Origin of the sequence: Mesorhizobium sp. LCM 4577 (genome assembly GCF_001854795.2) — a bacterium.
Classification (GTDB): Bacteria; Pseudomonadota; Alphaproteobacteria; order Rhizobiales; family Rhizobiaceae; genus Mesorhizobium; species Mesorhizobium plurifarium.
On sequence record NZ_MDDU01000056.1, the window covers coordinates 18,788 to 34,677 of the forward strand.

The 15,890-nt window shown below is 64.3% G+C and carries 17 protein-coding genes and 1 tRNA gene; 7 read left to right on the forward strand and 11 right to left on the reverse strand.

Annotated features, from left to right (window positions below):
- Nucleotides 1-5: 5 nt before the first annotated feature.
- Both LCM4577_RS33240 and LCM4577_RS33245 read right to left on the reverse strand, forming a co-directional pair.
- Complete coding sequence (locus tag LCM4577_RS33240) at nucleotides 6-416, reverse strand: hypothetical protein (RefSeq protein WP_071074869.1); 411 nt, start codon at nucleotides 414-416, stop codon at nucleotides 6-8.
- 206 nt (nucleotides 417-622) lie between these two features.
- Entirely contained in the window at nucleotides 623-787 is a 165-nt protein-coding gene (locus tag LCM4577_RS33245) for a hypothetical protein (RefSeq protein WP_116390243.1), read from the reverse strand.
- Between the two features lie 205 nt (nucleotides 788-992).
- On the opposite strand from LCM4577_RS33245, the gene LCM4577_RS33250 reads away from it, so the two are divergent.
- The gene (locus tag LCM4577_RS33250; protein WP_116390247.1) at nucleotides 993-1,154 is read left to right on the forward strand and encodes a hypothetical protein; all 162 of its coding nucleotides are present in this window, start codon (nucleotides 993-995) and stop codon (nucleotides 1,152-1,154) included.
- Between the two features lie 14 nt (nucleotides 1,155-1,168).
- Here LCM4577_RS33250 and LCM4577_RS33255 read toward each other — a convergent pair whose 3' ends face one another.
- The 7 genes from LCM4577_RS33255 to tkt form a co-directional block, all read right to left on the reverse strand.
- A complete protein-coding gene (locus LCM4577_RS33255) occupies nucleotides 1,169-1,894 on the reverse strand; it encodes an SGNH/GDSL hydrolase family protein (RefSeq protein WP_071034323.1) in 726 nt (241 codons plus the stop codon).
- 65 nt (nucleotides 1,895-1,959) lie between these two features.
- Nucleotides 1,960-2,700, reverse strand: a complete 741-nt coding sequence (locus LCM4577_RS33260; protein WP_071034354.1) for a thioredoxin family protein — start codon at nucleotides 2,698-2,700, stop codon at nucleotides 1,960-1,962.
- Nucleotides 2,701-2,854: 154 nt separating this feature from the next.
- Nucleotides 2,855-3,880, reverse strand: coding sequence for a class I fructose-bisphosphate aldolase (locus LCM4577_RS33265; protein ID WP_071074871.1), 1,026 nt, complete (start codon nucleotides 3,878-3,880; stop codon nucleotides 2,855-2,857).
- Nucleotides 3,881-3,996: 116 nt separating this feature from the next.
- Nucleotides 3,997-5,193, reverse strand: a complete 1,197-nt coding sequence (locus LCM4577_RS33270) for a phosphoglycerate kinase (RefSeq protein WP_071074872.1) — start codon at nucleotides 5,191-5,193, stop codon at nucleotides 3,997-3,999.
- Between the two features lie 160 nt (nucleotides 5,194-5,353).
- Nucleotides 5,354-7,243 carry a potassium/proton antiporter gene (locus LCM4577_RS33275; RefSeq protein ID WP_041011217.1) on the reverse strand — a complete coding sequence of 630 codons (1,890 nt, stop codon included), beginning with the start codon at nucleotides 7,241-7,243 and terminating at the stop codon, nucleotides 5,354-5,356.
- A gap of 157 nt (nucleotides 7,244-7,400) precedes the next feature.
- Entirely contained in the window at nucleotides 7,401-8,411 is a 1,011-nt protein-coding gene (gene gap / locus LCM4577_RS33280) for a type I glyceraldehyde-3-phosphate dehydrogenase (RefSeq protein ID WP_041000169.1), read from the reverse strand.
- A 154-nt stretch (nucleotides 8,412-8,565) separates the two neighbouring features.
- Entirely contained in the window at nucleotides 8,566-10,557 is a 1,992-nt protein-coding gene (tkt, locus tag LCM4577_RS33285; RefSeq protein ID WP_071074873.1) for a transketolase, read from the reverse strand.
- A 261-nt stretch (nucleotides 10,558-10,818) separates the two neighbouring features.
- Between tkt and LCM4577_RS33290 the strand changes: the two genes are divergently transcribed.
- The 3 genes from LCM4577_RS33290 to LCM4577_RS33300 all read left to right on the forward strand — a co-directional run bounded on the left by LCM4577_RS33290 (nucleotide 10,819) and on the right by LCM4577_RS33300 (nucleotide 12,312).
- Nucleotides 10,819-11,091 carry a DUF4164 domain-containing protein gene (locus LCM4577_RS33290; protein WP_023763725.1) on the forward strand — a complete coding sequence of 91 codons (273 nt, stop codon included), beginning with the start codon at nucleotides 10,819-10,821 and terminating at the stop codon, nucleotides 11,089-11,091.
- 4 nt (nucleotides 11,092-11,095) lie between these two features.
- On the forward strand, nucleotides 11,096-11,461 hold the full coding sequence (locus tag LCM4577_RS33295; protein ID WP_040985184.1) for a cell division protein ZapA: 366 nt from the start codon (nucleotides 11,096-11,098) through the stop codon (nucleotides 11,459-11,461).
- 191 nt (nucleotides 11,462-11,652) lie between these two features.
- A complete protein-coding gene (locus LCM4577_RS33300) occupies nucleotides 11,653-12,312 on the forward strand; it encodes a peroxiredoxin (RefSeq protein ID WP_071034335.1) in 660 nt (219 codons plus the stop codon).
- A 108-nt stretch (nucleotides 12,313-12,420) separates the two neighbouring features.
- Here the strand turns inward: LCM4577_RS33300 and rpoH are convergent, their stop codons facing one another.
- Nucleotides 12,421-13,332, reverse strand: a complete 912-nt coding sequence (rpoH, locus tag LCM4577_RS33305) for an RNA polymerase sigma factor RpoH (protein ID WP_071074874.1) — start codon at nucleotides 13,330-13,332, stop codon at nucleotides 12,421-12,423.
- A gap of 213 nt (nucleotides 13,333-13,545) precedes the next feature.
- Nucleotides 13,546-14,610 (reverse strand): RluA family pseudouridine synthase, encoded by a 1,065-nt coding sequence (locus LCM4577_RS33310; protein ID WP_040985180.1) that lies wholly within the window; start codon nucleotides 14,608-14,610, stop codon nucleotides 13,546-13,548.
- A 26-nt stretch (nucleotides 14,611-14,636) separates the two neighbouring features.
- On the opposite strand from LCM4577_RS33310, the gene LCM4577_RS33315 reads away from it, so the two are divergent.
- The 3 genes from LCM4577_RS33315 (at nucleotide 14,637) to LCM4577_RS33325 (ending at nucleotide 15,641) form a co-directional block, all read left to right on the forward strand.
- Entirely contained in the window at nucleotides 14,637-15,020 is a 384-nt protein-coding gene (locus tag LCM4577_RS33315) for a hypothetical protein (protein ID WP_040985178.1), read from the forward strand.
- Nucleotides 15,021-15,031: 11 nt separating this feature from the next.
- Nucleotides 15,032-15,445, forward strand: a complete 414-nt coding sequence (locus LCM4577_RS33320; protein ID WP_071074961.1) for a VOC family protein — start codon at nucleotides 15,032-15,034, stop codon at nucleotides 15,443-15,445.
- A gap of 121 nt (nucleotides 15,446-15,566) precedes the next feature.
- Nucleotides 15,567-15,641, forward strand: a tRNA-Glu gene (locus LCM4577_RS33325).
- The last annotated feature ends 249 nt before the right edge of the window (nucleotides 15,642-15,890 follow it).

Sequence of the window (15,890 nt, forward strand, 5' to 3'; positions counted from 1 at the left end):
GGGGTTTATGGCTTCAGCCCTTCGCGCTTACGCTGCGCGGCAACGAATTTCGCTCCGAAGGACAGTCTGCCCGTGGTCGGCGTCCCGGCACCCAGCACACGCCAGAACGGCGCGACGTCGCTCAGCGCCATGCCGCGCTCGAGATCCTCATGGGCGGCCTCGGCAACGGTGCGAAGATGATAGCCGATCGTGACTGGGCATGTCACTTCGGCGCCGTGCTCGATGGCCAGAGCGGTGCGCACCGCACGAACATCCATCTCCACCCCTTCGGGGATCGAGCGGATGAAGTCGTCGACCTGGCGCGCGGTCGGCACCAGCATCGACTGGCCTTCAACGACATCGCCGACCGTGCGCGGCGACGGCTTGATGCCGTTGATGCCCGGCGTGTTCAGCCTGTCGTTCCAGCTTTTCACCATACGCGGATCACTCCGGATCGCCGGTTCATGTTCGTCACTGTCAGGATCGAAGCCGTTCCAACTACCGCATGCCTCCTGACAACATGCTGTCAGGAGGCTGCGGCGAAACCATCGACAGACAAGGCTTCTTTCCCTGAACTCAACATCACTGGCCGCATTACATCTGGGCGCGATGCCGCCACAATCCAAGTCGCGGCGGCGAAATTTCAGTTTTCGCGCACGCGGCCGTTGTAAAGGTCCGGCCAGCCGATGTCCTTGCGGATGTCTGCCGGCAAGGTGTTCAGGAAACGCTGGGTGCGGATCTCGTTGCGCACGGTGCGAATCCTGCCGACATAGTGCTGCACGCTGCGCAGAATGGTAAAACCGTTCATGACCTCACTCCTCTCTTTTCGATGAGAAGAGTATCGCACACCCCTCCTGACAGCAGTCTGTCAGGAGGTTGGCAGGGTGCCGAAGAAGGCGGTGCGGAGCCCCCTCGCAGGGCCTGGATGAACCCGATTTGTCAGGAATGCCTTGCCCGGAGGGCGCCTCGAGAAACGGCTTTGACAGCCGCCATCGTTGCTGGTCAAAGGCGGCATGACGAAACTGCTCGCCCTTGTCATCATCGGCATCATGCTGATCCAGGTCATCAAGYCGCTGGGATGGCCGGGGCTGAAGCGGCGCGGCGATTTCTGGAAGCTGGCGTTGCTGGCGATGGCGGCGATCTCGCTTGCGGCGGTTCTGGGGCATTGGGCTTAAACGCGGCCGAGCTGTCAGGCTGCTTCCTCGCCCAGCACGAAATCCAGCAGATGCTCCGCCCAGGCGCTGTAGCCCGCTTCCGAGGCGTGGAAGCCGTCAGACGCGAAACCGGCTTCGGGATTGGTGATCGGCAGCCGCGCGGCGGCAATGGCGCCGCGCTCGTTGCAGAGCCGCACGCCCATGCGGTTCATTTCCGCAGCGCGGATCTCGAGAATTTTGCCGAGGAGCGGCGGCATTGCCGGCGCGCGGGTGAATTCCAGCACCGGCGACCAGACCACGCGCGCTTCCGGCCATTTGGCGCGCAGCGCGTAGAGCAGGCCGCCGAACTCCTTCTTGAATCGCGGCACGGAATGGAAGTTCTTGGTGTCGTTGGTGCCGATGGCGAGCACGATATGCGTCCAGGGATCGGCCGACAGGTTGGGCAGGACATAATCGCGGATCTGGCCAGAGGTCGCCGAATTGAAGCCGGCCGCGCGCCAGCGCACGGCGCTGCCGGTGCGTTCGGCGATCAGGCCGGCAAGCTGCGCGGCAAGGCCGTATTCGGATTGCTCGATGCCGACCGACGCTGCCGAGGAATCGCCCAGGACCAGCAAGGCGACCGGCGGCGCCTTGCCCGGTATTTCGTGCAGGACCGGGCCTCGCGCCGGCAGCATGCGGGTGGTGCGCCGCCGCACGCCGAGGCCTTGCCAGACATAGACCGGGAAGGCGAGCCAGGTGAGAAGGGCAAGCAGGCGCTGCATGGCGGTTCCGTTACCGTAGAGGCAAAGCCATTAGCGCATGTTTCGTCCGAGGTGAACGAGGCCGATTACGCGCAGCAGTCCGGCCGCTCCTCACTTTTGTCCTGGTATTCGTCGTGGAGGCGGACCCAGTCCATCAGGTTGTGATACGGGCCCGTCTCGTCGCGGCCCTTCGGCGTCATGTCGAGATAATGATAGGCGCCGATCAGCGCGTCGCCGCCGCGGGCGCGCGACAGGAAGGTGAGGAAAATGTCGCCGCACTCGTTGCGATAGAAGATGCTGGTGCCGGGCAGGTCCTTCGACCGCAGCGGACGCTTCTCGAAATTGTACGTGGTTTCACCGGTAGCGATCTGCTTGTCGGTGAAGGAGACTTGCAGGTCGAAGTTGAAGTCCGACGCATAGGACGACACCCAGTCGAACTTCCAGCCCATGCGCTGCTTGTAAGGCAGGATCTCGGCCAGCGGTGCGCGCGAGACCACGACCAGCGAGACGTCATGATGTTTCAGATGCCGGTCGGCGCCGTCGATATGGTCGGCGAGGAACGAGCAGCCCTGGCAACGGTGATCGCAACCCGGCGCCATCATGAAATGATAGACGATGAGCTGGCTCTTGCCGGCGAACAGGTCGCCAAGACGCCTTGGCCCCGCTTCGGTTTCGAAAACGTAATCCTTGCGCAGCTTGAGCCAGGGCAGCTGCCGCCGTTCGGCGGCGACAAGGTCGCGGAACCGTGTCAGTTCCTTCTCGCGCTCGAGGTGCTTGCGATGCGCTTCGAACCAATCTTCGCGCGAAACCACGGCATTGCGTTGCATGACCATCTCCTGTCCTCTCCTGCCAAGGACGTTCGACATCGGCTCAACCCGACACAGCCGCCGCTGTTTCGCTGCATCAGGTAGGGATGCGGCTGGCAAAAAACAAAAACCCGGGCCACTGGCCCGGGTTCTCAAGGCATGAAGGGGAGTTGCGTCAGGCCGCTTTCTCCAGCGCCGGCTGCCATTTCCCGAGTGCTGCCAGATGGTTCATGTGGGCGCGGTGGGTGAAGGCGGCCTGGCCGGCGGCGACATTCGAGGCCTTGCCGCTCCATGCCTTCTGGGGTGCTGCCTGCAGCGCGCGGCCATAGGAGAAGGTGAGCTTCCAGGGGTGCGGGCCGATGGCGTTGATGGCGTTGAGGTTGGCGGTCGCCTCCTCGTCCTCCTGGCCGCCGGAGAGAAACGCGATTCCCGGCACCGCCGCCGGCACCACCTCACGGAACAGCTTGATCGTCTTCTCGGCGACTTCCTCGGGGCTGTCGGTCTTGCCGGATTTCTTGCCGGAGATGACCATGTTGGGCTTCAGGATCGAGCCTTCCAGGACGACGCGCGCCGCGTAGAGCTCGTCATAGAGCTTGACCAGCGTCGTCTTGGAGACGTCGTAGCAGGTGTCGATCGAATGGGCGCCGTCCATCAGCACCTCCGGCTCGACGATCGGCACGATGCCGGCCTCCTGGCAAAGTGCTGCATAGCGGGCCAGCGCATGGGTGTTGGAGCCGATCGAGGTGGCGGAGGGCACGCCCTTGCTGGTGTCGATATCGATCACCGCGCGCCATTTGGCGAAGCGGGCGCCGAGCTTGTAATAATCGGCAAGCCGCTCGCGCAACCCGTCGAGGCCCTCGGTGATGGTGTCGCCGGGAAAGCCGGCCAGCGGCTTGGCGCCGAGGTCGACCTTGATGCCGGGAATGGCGCCGGACGCCTTGATGATGTCGACCAGCGGCGTGCCGTCGGCGGCCTTCTGACGGATGGTCTCGTCATAGAGGATGACGCCGGAAATGTATTTGGACATCGCTTCCTTGGCGCGGAACATCATCTCGCGATAGTCGCGCCGGTTGTCGGCGGTCGACTCGACGCCGATGACGTCAAAACGCTTCTTGATGGTGCCGGAGCTCTCATCGGCAGCCAAAAGGCCCTTGCCGCCGCTCACCATCGCGGCGGCGATATCTTCGAGACGTTCGCTCATGGGTGATCTCCTACGCTGCGTTTGTTCCGCGCTAGCAGAACACTACCGCCAAAGGAATGACGCCGGAAAGCTAGAATCGATTGAAAATCCGGGCGTTTCCGCCGTTCGCGGACTGTTTACCGCTTCAGCACCTCGACGCCGGGCAGCGGCTTGCCTTCCATCCATTCGAGGAAGGCGCCGCCGGCGGTCGAGACATAGGTGAAATCGTCGGCGACGCCGGCATGGTTGAGCGCGGCCACCGTGTCGCCGCCGCCGGCGACCGAGACAAGCTTGCCCGCCTTGGTGCGGGCCGCGGCATGCTTTGCCGCCGCCACCGTGGCATGGTCGAAGGGCTCAATCTCGAAAGCGCCGAGCGGGCCGTTCCAGACCAGCGTCGCGGCGCGGTCGATCCAGTCGTTGACGCTCTGCACGGTCTTTGCGCCGACATCGAGGATCATGCCGTCGGCCGGCACGTCCGAGATGGCGACGGTCTCGCTGGGCGCGCCCGCCTTGAATTCCCTGGCGACCACGCCGTCAGCGGGCAGGATGATGGCGCAGCCGGCCTCGGCCGCCTCGATCATGATCTGTTTCGCAGTGCCGGCGAGGTCATGCTCGCAGAGCGACTTGCCGACATCGGTGCCGCGCGCGGCCAGGAAGGTGTTCGCCATGCCGCCGCCGATCACCAGCGCATCGACCTTCTTCACGAGGTTCATCAAAAGGTCGATCTTGGTCGAGACCTTGGCGCCGCCGACGATGGCCACAACCGGCCGTACCGGATTGCCGAGGCCCTTTTCCAGCGCGTCGAGCTCGGCCTGCATGGTGCGGCCGGCATAGGCGGGCAAATGACGCGCCAGCCCTTCGGTCGAGGCATGCGCGCGATGCGCGGCCGAAAAGGCGTCGTTGACATAGATGTCGCCATTGGCGGCGAGCTTTTCGGTGAAGCCCGGCTCGTTCTTCTCCTCGGCTTTGTGGAAGCGGGTGTTCTCGAGCAGCAGCACGTCCCCGTCCTTCATCGCCGCGACGGCCTCGGCAGCCTTGTCGCCGATGCAGTCGGCGGCGAAGCCGACCGGACGGCCGAGCACTTGCGCCGTCGCGCGGGCGATCGGCTCCAGCGAGAACTCGGCGGAAGGACCGTCCTTCGGGCGACCGAAATGCGCCAGCAGGATCACCTTGGCGCCCTTTTTCGAGAGCTCGGCGATGGTCGGCGCGATGCGCTCGATGCGGGTGGCGTCGGTCACCTTGCCGTCGGCGACGGGAACGTTGAGGTCGACGCGCACCAACACGCGCTTGCCGCCGACGGCGCCGATATCATCGAGTGTCTTGAAGCCGGCCATTCTCGTTCCTTCCTGGTGCCCTGACGCAATTCCGGACGGAAAACCGCCCACACCTTGCCCGGAATTGCATTAGCGAAAACGCGGCGACCTTACCCCGCACCGGGGACGATGCAAGGGTGGCGTTACGGCGCGCGCGCAAAAATAATGTCGTTGTGTGACGTCAGCTCTCTCCTGCTGCCTTTTGCACCGCGGACTCGGGCGCTGGAGCGGCTTCGGCCGGGACCTCCACGGCAGGCGTCCCGGCCGGCTTACGCCGGTTGCGGATGAAGCCGGCGATGCGGTCGACGATCTCGCCGGCGCTCAGGAAAACCGGCACGCGCGCAACCGGCGCCGTCGGCTCGAAGGACAGGCCGAGTCCCGTTATCCTGCCTTTCTCGTCGACGTCGCGCACGATCAGCTCGATCGGGCCGATCACCACGCGGTCGGCATATTCGGGGCGGCCGCCGAGCCGCTCGGTAACGAGCGCCGCGACGGTGAGTTTCTGTTCGGCCTCGGTCAGGCCCGGCGCATAAGCGGCTTCCAGCTCCGCGGCCGAGCGGGCAGGATCGACGGCGAAGGCGCCGAAAAAGTCGGCGTCCTCCGGATCGACCACGGCGCGGCTGGCGAACAGCTTATCGAGCAGGCGCGGGTAGCGGTCCGGCACGAAGATGTAGACCTGATCGCCGGCGGCGAGCCTGCCCATGTCCTGGAAGCGCATGGAGCGCCCGTCGCGCAAAACCAGCGAGGGTCTCGCCCAGCGCGGGATGCGCTCGCCACGCGCCACCGGGCTGCCGGGCGCGACGCGATAGGCGAGCAGCTCGTGATGCGCCGAGCCCGGCAGTTCGAGCTCGACCTTATCCAGCGGCCCGAGGCGCGCGGGGACGATGAGGCCCAGGCGCCGCGCCAGCGGACCGACCGTCCAGCCCTGGACCACCAGCGACACGAGAACGATGATGAAGGCGGCGTTGAAGATCAGGCGGCCATGCTCGAGGCCGCCCAGCAGCGGCGTGATGGCCAGCAGGATCGAGACTGCGCCGCGCAAGCCGACCCAGGAGACGAAAGCGACCTCGGGACGCGGCAGGCGGAAAGGGATCAGGCAGAGCCAGACGGCCAACGGCCGCGCCACGAAGATCAGGAACAGGCCGAGCAGGATCGCCGGCACCAGGATCGCCGGGAACTGCGAGGGCGTGGCGAACAGGCCGAGGATCAGGAACATGATGATCTGCGCCAGCCACGACATGCCGTCCTGGAAGCGCTTCAGGATGGTAACGGCGCGGATGTCCGAATTGCCGGCGATCAGCCCGGCAAGGTAGACGGCGAGAAAGCCCGAGCCGCCGATTGCGCCGGCCGCCGCGAACACCATCAGCGAGAGCGTCAGCACGAAGATCGGCAACAGGCCATGGTCGAGATTGAGCCGCTCGACAAGACGCACGATGCCAAAGCCGCCGAGCACGCCGATAATGGCACCGACCCCCATATTGGCGAGGAAGCCGAGCAAAAGGTTGGTGGCCAGCACATTGGCTTCAGGGTTCGCATGCGCGGCGATGATCTCGACCAGGGTGATGGTGAGGAAGATGGCGATCGGATCGTTGGTGCCCGATTCCACTTCGAGCGTCGAACGCACGCGCTCGCGCAGATGGATTTCGCCGGCACGCAGCAGGAAGAACACGGCGGCCGCATCGGTCGAGGCGACGGCGGCGCCGAGCAGCGAGGATTCGAGCCAGTTGAGGTTAAGCAGATAATAGGCGGCCACGCCGAAGATGCCGGTGGTGAGGATGACGCCGATCGTGGCCAGCGACAGCGCCGGCCCGGCCGCCTGGCGCAGCGCGTTGAGCGGCGTGCCGAAACCGGAATCGAACAGGATGATGGCCAACGCAAGTGAGCCGGCAAAATAAGCCAGCCGCGCATTGTCGAATTCGATGCCGAGGCCGTCGACGCCGGTGGCAAGGCCGATGCAGAGGAAGAGGAGCAGCAAAGGAGCGCCGAAACGGAAGGCGATCAGGCTCGAAAACGCGGCGGCGACGATGAGCGCCGTGCCGACCAGCGTCACGAGATAGATCGCATGCTCCATCCGCCAGTGCCCCTCAAGTCCCTCTCATTTGTCGATTTACGGGAGAGTGGGGCGAAGACATGACCAGTGCAAGGCAACAGCATGTTTTTTGGCTCAGCCGGCCGATAAAAAACGCCCGGCCAAGCCGGGCGTTTCAAAACTCTGAAGCGCGCCTGGATCAGGCGATGGTCTTGCCGAAGGCGACGGCGGTGTCGCCCATGCGGTTCGAGAAGCCCCATTCATTGTCGTACCAGGACAGGACCGAAACGAAGTTGCCGTCCATGACCTTGGTCTGGTCGAGCGCCACGATCGAGGAATGCGGATCGTGGTTGAAGTCGATCGACACATTCGGGTGATGGGTGACCGAGAGCACACCCTTGAGCTTGCCCTTCGAAGCGGCGATGAGCGCCTCGTTGATCTCCTGCGGCGTGGTCGAGCGCTTGGCGATGAACTTGAAGTCGACGACCGAGACATTCGGGGTCGGCACGCGGATCGAGATGCCGTCGAGCTTGCCCTTGAGGTCGGGCAGCACGAGGCCGATCGCCTTGGCGGCGCCCGTCGACGTCGGGATCTGCGACAACGCCGCGGCGCGGGCGCGGTAGAGGTCCTTGTGCATGGTGTCGAGCGTCGGCTGGTCGCCGGTATAGGAGTGGATCGTCGTCATCATGCCCTTCTCGATGCCGACGGTCTCGTGCAGCACGGCCGCCAGCGGCGCCAGGCAGTTGGTGGTGCAGGACGCGTTCGAGATGACGATGTGGTCCTTGGTCAGCTTGTCGTGGTTGATGCCGTAGACGACGGTGAGGTCGGCGCCTTCGGCCGGGGCCGAGACGATGACGCGCTTGGCGCCGGCGGTCAGATGCGCGGCGGCCTTGTCGCGGGCGGTGAAGATGCCCGTGCATTCGAGCGCGATGTCGATGCCGAGCTCTTTCCACGGCAGTTGGGTCGGATCCTTGATCGCGGTGACCTTGAACTTCTCCTTGCCGACCGAGATCTGGTCGCCGTCGACGGTCACCTCATGCGGGAAGCGGCCATGCACGCTGTCGTAGCGCAGCAGATGCGCGTTGGTCTCGACCGGGCCGAGGTCGTTGACGGCGACAACCTCGATGTCCTTGCGGCCGGATTCATGGATGGCGCGCAGGATGTTGCGGCCGATGCGGCCAAATCCGTTGATGGCAACTCTGACGGTCATTGTTCTCTCCCTTGGGGGCTGGAAAGCGGATGGTCCACAGTTTCATAACGGCGGAAGGCGCAAGAATCCAGCCGCAGAACGTCGCATTTAAATCGATTAGGTTGGTCCAGCCCGGCAGAGCCGTCAATCGGCTTTGCCGGGCCCGAGCCAATCCCTACTTGCCGTGCAGGCGGGTTTCGACCGCCTTGGCCGCGGCCTCGGCGGTGATRCCGAAATGCGGATAGAGCTGCTCGATCGAGCCGGAGGCGCCAAAACCGTGCATGCCGATGAAAATGCCGTCGGTGCCGATCAGGTGATCCCAGCCCTGGCGGATACCGGCCTCGATCGCGACCTTCACCTTGGCGTTGCCGATGGTCTTGGCGCGATAGTCGTCGCTCTGCTGGTCGAACAGCTCGAAGCAGGGCACCGAGACGACGCGGGTCGGATGGCCGTGCTTTTCCAAGAGGTCGCGCGCGCCGAGCGCGATCTCGACCTCGGAGCCGGTGGCGAAGATCGTCACCACGGCCTCGCCGTTTGCGGCGGCAAGCTCGTAGGCGCCTTGGCTTGAGAGGTTCTTCTGCGAATGCTCGGTCCRCACGGTCGGCAGGTTCTGGCGGGTCAGCGCCAGGGTCGAGGGCGTCTTTTCCGATTCCAGCGCAATCTGCCAGCATTCGGCGGTCTCGACCGCGTCGGCCGGGCGGAAGACATTGTGGTTCGGGATGGCGCGAAGTGCCGCCAGGTGCTCGACCGGCTGGTGGGTCGGGCCGTCCTCGCCGAGGCCGATCGAATCATGCGTCATGACGAAGATCGAACGGATGCCCATCAGCGAGGCCAGGCRCATCGAGGGGCGGGCATAGTCGGAGAAGCACAGGAAGGTGCCGCCATAGGCGATCAGGCCGCCATGCAGCGTCAGGCCGTTGATCGCCGCCGCCATGCCGTGCTCGCGAATGCCGTAATGGACATAGCGCTGGCCGTAGTCGTCCGGCGTGATGTTCTTCGTCTGGCTGGTCTTGGTGTTGTTGGAGCCGGTGAGATCGGCCGAGCCGCCGATGGTCTCCGGCACCGCCCCGTTGWTGACTTCCAGCGCCATTTCCGACGACTTGCGGGTGGCGACCTTCGGCTTGTCGGCCGACAGCTTCTTCTTGTAGTCGGCGATGACTGCGTCGAAATTCGACGGCAGCTTGCCGGCGAGGCGACGCTCGAACTCGGCCTTCAGCTTCGGCTCGGCCTTGGCCAGGCGGCCTTCCCAGTCGGCGCGCGCCTTGGCGCCGCCCTTGCCGACCGCGCGCCAGCTGTCGAGGATGTCGGCCGGGATCTCGAAGGGCGGCGACTCCCAGTTGAAGAATTTGCGCGCGCCGGCGATTTCCTCGGCGCCGAGCGGCGAGCCATGCGCCTTGTTGGTGCCGGCCTTGGTCGGTGCGCCGAAGCCGATGGTGGTCTTGCAGGCGATCATCGTCGGCTTGTCGGAATGGCGCGCCGCCTCGATGGCGTAGGCGATCGCTTCCGGATCGGTGCCGTCGATGTGGCTGGCGTTCCAGCCGCTAGCCTGGAAGCGGGCGACCTGGTCGGTGTTGTCGGCTAGCGAGACCGGGCCGTCGATCGAGATGTTGTTGTTGTCCCAGAAGACGATCAGCTTGTTGAGCTTCAGATGTCCGGCCAGCGCGATGGCTTCCTGGGAGACGCCTTCCATCAGGCAACCGTCCCCAGCCAGCACATAGGTGTAGTGGTTGACGAGGTCGTTGCCGAAGGCGGCGTTCATGATGCGCTCGCCGAGCGCGAAGCCGACCGAATTGGCGAGGCCCTGGCCGAGCGGACCGGTGGTGGTCTCGATGCCGGCGGCATGGCCGTATTCGGGGTGGCCGGCGGTCTTGGAGCCGAGCTGGCGGAAATTCTTGATCTGGTCGATCGTCATGTCCTCATAGCCGGTGAGGTAGAGGAGCGAGTAGAGCAGCATCGAGCCGTGGCCGGCCGACAGGATGAAGCGGTCGCGGTCGGCCCAGTGCGGCGCCTTGGCGTCGAATTTCAGGAAACGGCTGAACAGAACCGTGGCGATATCGGCGCAGCCCATCGGCAGGCCGGGGTGACCGGAATTCGCCTTCTCGACGGCGTCCRTGGAAAGGAAACGGATCGCGTTGGCCATCCGATCATGTTGTTCACGCGAGGTCATGCTTCCTCCGGAAGTGGGTTGGAGCCTGGGGAGAACCCTTGGAAAAGGATGCCGCGACACATAGCAGGCGCGGCCTTTTAGTCAACAAATCGGGACGGATTTTGCTGGGCTCGCGATGGCATCGAGCGCCTTACATTAGCGATAGCGGGGGACAGTCGCGAGAGCTTTGTTGACGCGCCCTTCACCCGGCGCCTAATCTTTCCGAGGTAACGCGTTCTGAATGCGCGCGATTCGGTGATGGGCAGGGCATAGGACGAGGCCATGACCGGGGAAACGACCCTCAAGGAAGTCATCGCCAGGCTGGGCAAGGCCATGGAAGGGCTGGAAAACGCCGTGGCGGCGAAGCTCGAGCATGAGCGCGATTATTCGGAAGCCGAGGCCGAGGTGCAGCGCATGAACGCCGACCGCTCGCGCCTGGCGCAGGAGCTCGACAATTCCGAAGCGCGCGCCGAACGGCTGGAGGATGCCAACAAGGAAGTGTCGCGGCGGCTGGTGACCGCCATGGAAACCATCCGCGCGGTTCTGGACAGGTAAGGCAATGGCACAGGTCACGGTTTCCATCGACGGCAAGCAGTACCGGATGGCTTGCGACGAGGGCCAGGAAGAGCATCTGATCGACCTTGCCGAGCGCTTCGACCGTTATGTCTCGCATCTGAAGGATTCCTTCGGCGAGATCGGTGACCAGAGGCTCACCGTCATGGCCGGCATCATGGTGATGGACGAGCTCTCGGAGCTCACCAAGCGCGTCAAGGGCATGGAGAGCGAGGTGCTCACCTTGCGCAAGACGCGCGACGAGGCGCTGACCAAGGCCGACAAGAGCGACAGCGTGCTCACGACCGCGCTCGGCGCGTTGGCGCAGCGCATGGAAGATCTCGCGGCGACACTCGCGATAAAGAAAGCCTGAGCGGCTTATCCTCTATCGGAAGTAGAAAATCCTGCTGCGGATCACTAGTGGCGACGAAAATTTTTATTCCGCGAGGGCCGCGGCCATCGTGCGCGGCGTTTTACCGACGCCGCGATGGTGCTAGGGTTTGGAGCCGGCGACGGCCAGCCGCAAAGCCGGCTACAATTTTTCAAAAAGGGYAGGGATAGGCCATGAGTCTTCGTATCAACGATATCGCGCCGGATTTCACGGCCGAGACCACGCAGGGCACCATCAAGTTCCACGACTGGATCGGCGACGGCTGGGCGGTGCTGTTCAGCCATCCGAAGAATTTCACCCCGGTCTGCACCACCGAACTCGGCACCATGGCCGGTCTCGAAGGCGACTTCAAAAAGCGCAACGTCAAGATCATCGGCATCTCGGTCGATCCGGTGTCGAGCCACGAAAAGTGGCAGGCCGACATCAAGACCGCCACCGGCCATACGGTGAACTATCCGCTGATCGGCGACAAGGACCTCCATGTCGCAAAGCTCTATGAAATGCTGCCGGCAGGCGCCGGCGAAAGCTCGGAGGGCCGCACGCCGGCCGACAACGCCACCGTGCGGTCGGTCTACGTCATCGGCCCGGACAAGAAGATCAAGCTGGTGCTGACCTATCCGATGACCACGGGCCGCAACTTCGACGAGATCCTGCGCGTCATCGATTCCATCCAGCTGACCGCCAAGCACCAGGTGGCGACCCCGGCGAACTGGAAGCAGGGCGACGACGTCATCATCACCGCCGCGGTTTCCAACGAGGACGCGATCAAGCGCTTCGGTGCCTATGAGACGGTGCTGCCGTATCTGAGGAAGACCAAGCAGCCCTCGGCGTAGCTCTTCCTTCTCGCCGTTCAACGGGGAGAAAGGGCTAATTCGCCACCTTCGCCAAACAAAAAAGGCGGCGCCGAAGCGCCGCCTTTTCTTTTCGATATCGAGCTTTGGTTAAGCCGCCGGCTGCGCTTCGATGGTGCGCAGCGCCTGGGTTTGGCGCTTGGCGGCGGCCTTGACCGCGTCCTGCACCTTCTCGAAGGCGCGCACCTCGATCTGGCGCACGCGCTCGCGGCTGATGTCGAACTCGGCCGACAGCTCTTCGAGCGTCAGCGGCTCCTCGGCGAGGCGGCGCGCCTCGAAGATGCGCCGCTCGCGCTCGTTGAGGACCGACAGGGCGCCCGACAGCATGGCACGCCGGTTTTCCAGCTCGTCCTGCTCGATCAGCATCTCTTCCTGGCTTTCGTGGTCGTCGACCAGCCAATCCTGCCATTCGCCGGACTCGCCTTCGCTCGCCCGGATGGGGGCGTTGAGCGAAGCGTCGCCCGACAGGCGGCGGTTCATCGACACCACTTCGGCCTCGGAAACATTGAGGCGGGTGGCGATCTCGGCGATCTGGTCGGGCTTCAAGTCGCCTTCGTCGAGCGCCTGGATCTTGCCCTTCACCTTGCGCAGATTGAAGAACAGACGCTTCTGGTTGGCGGTGGTGCCCATCTTGACCAGGCTCCACGAGCGCAGGATGTATTCCTGGATCGAGGCCTTGATCCACCACATGGCATAGGTGGCGAGCCGGAAACCACGCTCCGGTTCGAATTTCTTCACGGCCTGCATGAGGCCGACATTGCCTTCCGAGATCACCTCGCCGATCGGCAGGCCGTAGCCGCGATAGCCCATGGCGATCTTGGCGACGAGCCGCAAATGGCTGGTGACGAGCTTGTGGGCGGCCGAAGTGTCCTGATGCTCGGCGTAGCGTTTCGCGAGCATGTACTCTTCCTGCGGCTGAAGCATCGGGAAGCGGCGGATTTCTTCCAGGTAGCGGGCGAGACCGCCTTCACCGGAAACGATACTGGGTAATGATTGGGCCATGATAGCGCCCCTCTCTCTTTGGAGTGGATGCCCCCGAAGCGGCGGGCATTCGTCACGGATGCCAAAGGCTCATCCGCGACAACCTGTATATATAGGAACAAAACCAGAAAAGACAGGCATTTGTTCAACGCTAAACAGTCTGTCACGCTGAAGTGAACAACGCCGGTCAGGTTTTTTGATGGCTGGTTTGCAGCTTGTTCGTGGCGGGTCGTCTCAAAGTTTCCGGAAGTCGCCGACGAGTTCCTCCATGTCTCCCGGTATCGGCGCTTCGAACCTCATCGTTAGATGGGTGGTCGGGTGCTCGAATTCAAGGAGCCAGGCGTGCAGGGCCTGCCGGGGAAAGGCCTTGACCTTGGTTTTCAAGGGTTCCCGCAGCCGGTTGGCCTTGGTGCGGAAGGCTTGGCCATAGTCCGGGTCGCCGATCACGGGGTGGCCGATATGGGCCATGTGGACGCGAATCTGGTGGGTGCGGCCGGTCTCCAGCCGGCATTCGACGAGGCTCGCGGTGGCGAAAGCCTGCTGTGCCTCGCCGAAGCGCTCGACGACGCTGAAATGCGTGACGGCATGACGGGCATCGTCACGGCTTTCCGGCACCACCGCGCGGCGGACGCGGTCGGCGGCGCGGCCGAGCGCAGCGTCGATCGTGCCGGTCGGCCGCTGCGGGATGCCCCAGACCAGCGCCAGATAGGCGCGCTCGAGGTCGCCGGTGCGGCCATGGTCGGCAAAGGCCTCCGACAGGGCCTTATGCGCCCGGTCGGTCTTGGCCACCACCATGACGCCGCTGGTCTCCTTGTCCAGCCGGTGCACGATGCCCGGCCGCCTCACGCCGCCGATGCCGGAGAGACTATCGCCGCAATGGTGGATCAGCGCGTTGACCAGCGTGCCGGTCCAGTTGCCGGCGCCGGGATGGACGACCAGCCCCGCCGGCTTGTTGATGACGATCAGCTCGTCGTCCTCATAGAGGATATCGAGGGGGATGTCCTCGCCCTGCGGCTCGGCCGGCTCAGGTGCCGGCACCAGAATCTCGACCCGCTCACCGACTATCAGCTTGCGCTTGGTYTCCAGCACCTGCTTGCCGGCGACAGAGACGGCGCCTTGGCGGATCAGCGCCTGCACGCGGCTGCGCGACAGCTCCGGTCCGAGCTTGGCGGCGAGCCATTGGTCGAGGCGCTGGCCGGCGGCGTCCGCATCGGCTTCCAGCACGACGGCTTCGCCGGATTCCTCGTCCGCCAATTCGTCCTCTATCAATATCGGGGTCTCTTCGTTATGAGCGCTCATCGAAACCCATTGCGGATTGTTTAGCCATGGCCCGGCCGATCGCCGAAGAAGATGAGGAAAAGCCGCTCGACCCCGCGGCCGAGAACGTGCGCCGCAAGCTCGTCCGCTTCATGATCGTCAATCTCGGCCTTCTGTTCCTCGCCCTTATGGTGGTGATCGGGGCGCTTGTCTACAAAGCCCGCAACGCGCCGGTGGCCGGACCGGCGCCCGCCGGCGATGTCCAGGCTCCGGCCGGCGCGCCGCTCTCGGGCGACATCGTGCTTCCGGTCGGCGCCAAGGTGATCAGCCAGTCGCTCTCCGGCAACCGCCTGTCGATCGACGCCGAGCTTGCCGACGGCAGCCATTCGGTCTTCGTCTACGACATTGCCGAGCGCCGCATCGTCGGCCAGTTCGCGATCCGCAACAAATGAGCCCGCAACAAATAAGCGGCTTTGCCGAACGCCGCAGCGTCGCGACCGTGGCGCTCGTCGTCGCCAATTACGACGAGGCGGTTCGCTGGTATGTCGAGYGGCTCGGCTTCGTGCTCATCGAGGATGTCGACCTTGGCGGCGGCAAGCGCTGGGTCACCGTCGCGCCGGCGAATGGCCAGGGAGCACGGCTGCTCCTGGCGCAGGCATCCGGCGAGGAGCAGGCAAGCCGCATCGGCAACCAGACCGGCGGCCGGGTCTTCCTCTTCCTCGAGACCGAGGATTTTTCCCGTGACCATCAGGCGATGCTCGCCAAGGGCGTCGAGTTCCGCGAGGCGCCGCGCCACGAGGCCTATGGCACGGTGGCGGTCTTTGCCGATCTCCACGGCAATCTCTGGGACCTGATCGAGCCGAAACGGCAGGGCTGACCCGGCCCGCTTAGGTCTTTTGTTCTGTCGCAGATTCTTACCGGAAAGCCGTACGACACTTTTCCGGAATCTGCTCAGTTGCTTTTTCCCGGCCGCCAGCCTATGTAGCCGGTTCTTGAGCGCGCCCATCGTCTAGCGGTCAGGACACCGCCCTCTCACGGCGGGAACAGGGGTTCGATTCCCCTTGGGCGTACCAAGCTTCCAAAACCGACTTTCGAAGAGTCCGGGAGGCTGGTCATTCCGCACCAAGGGAGACGGCGGCTGCGGATTCGGCTGCGGTTCTTTCGCGTGATGCTCGCTCCAACAACATCGACAGGTGTTGGAGATGCATCGATTGTGCATCCTCGAGCAACTGCAGAAAGTTGGATGCCTTTCCCCTCGGTAGCCGATGGCGCTTCAGGGCAGCTATCCGCGCCCGTTGGCGCCTGATGTGCTGCTCGGCCAG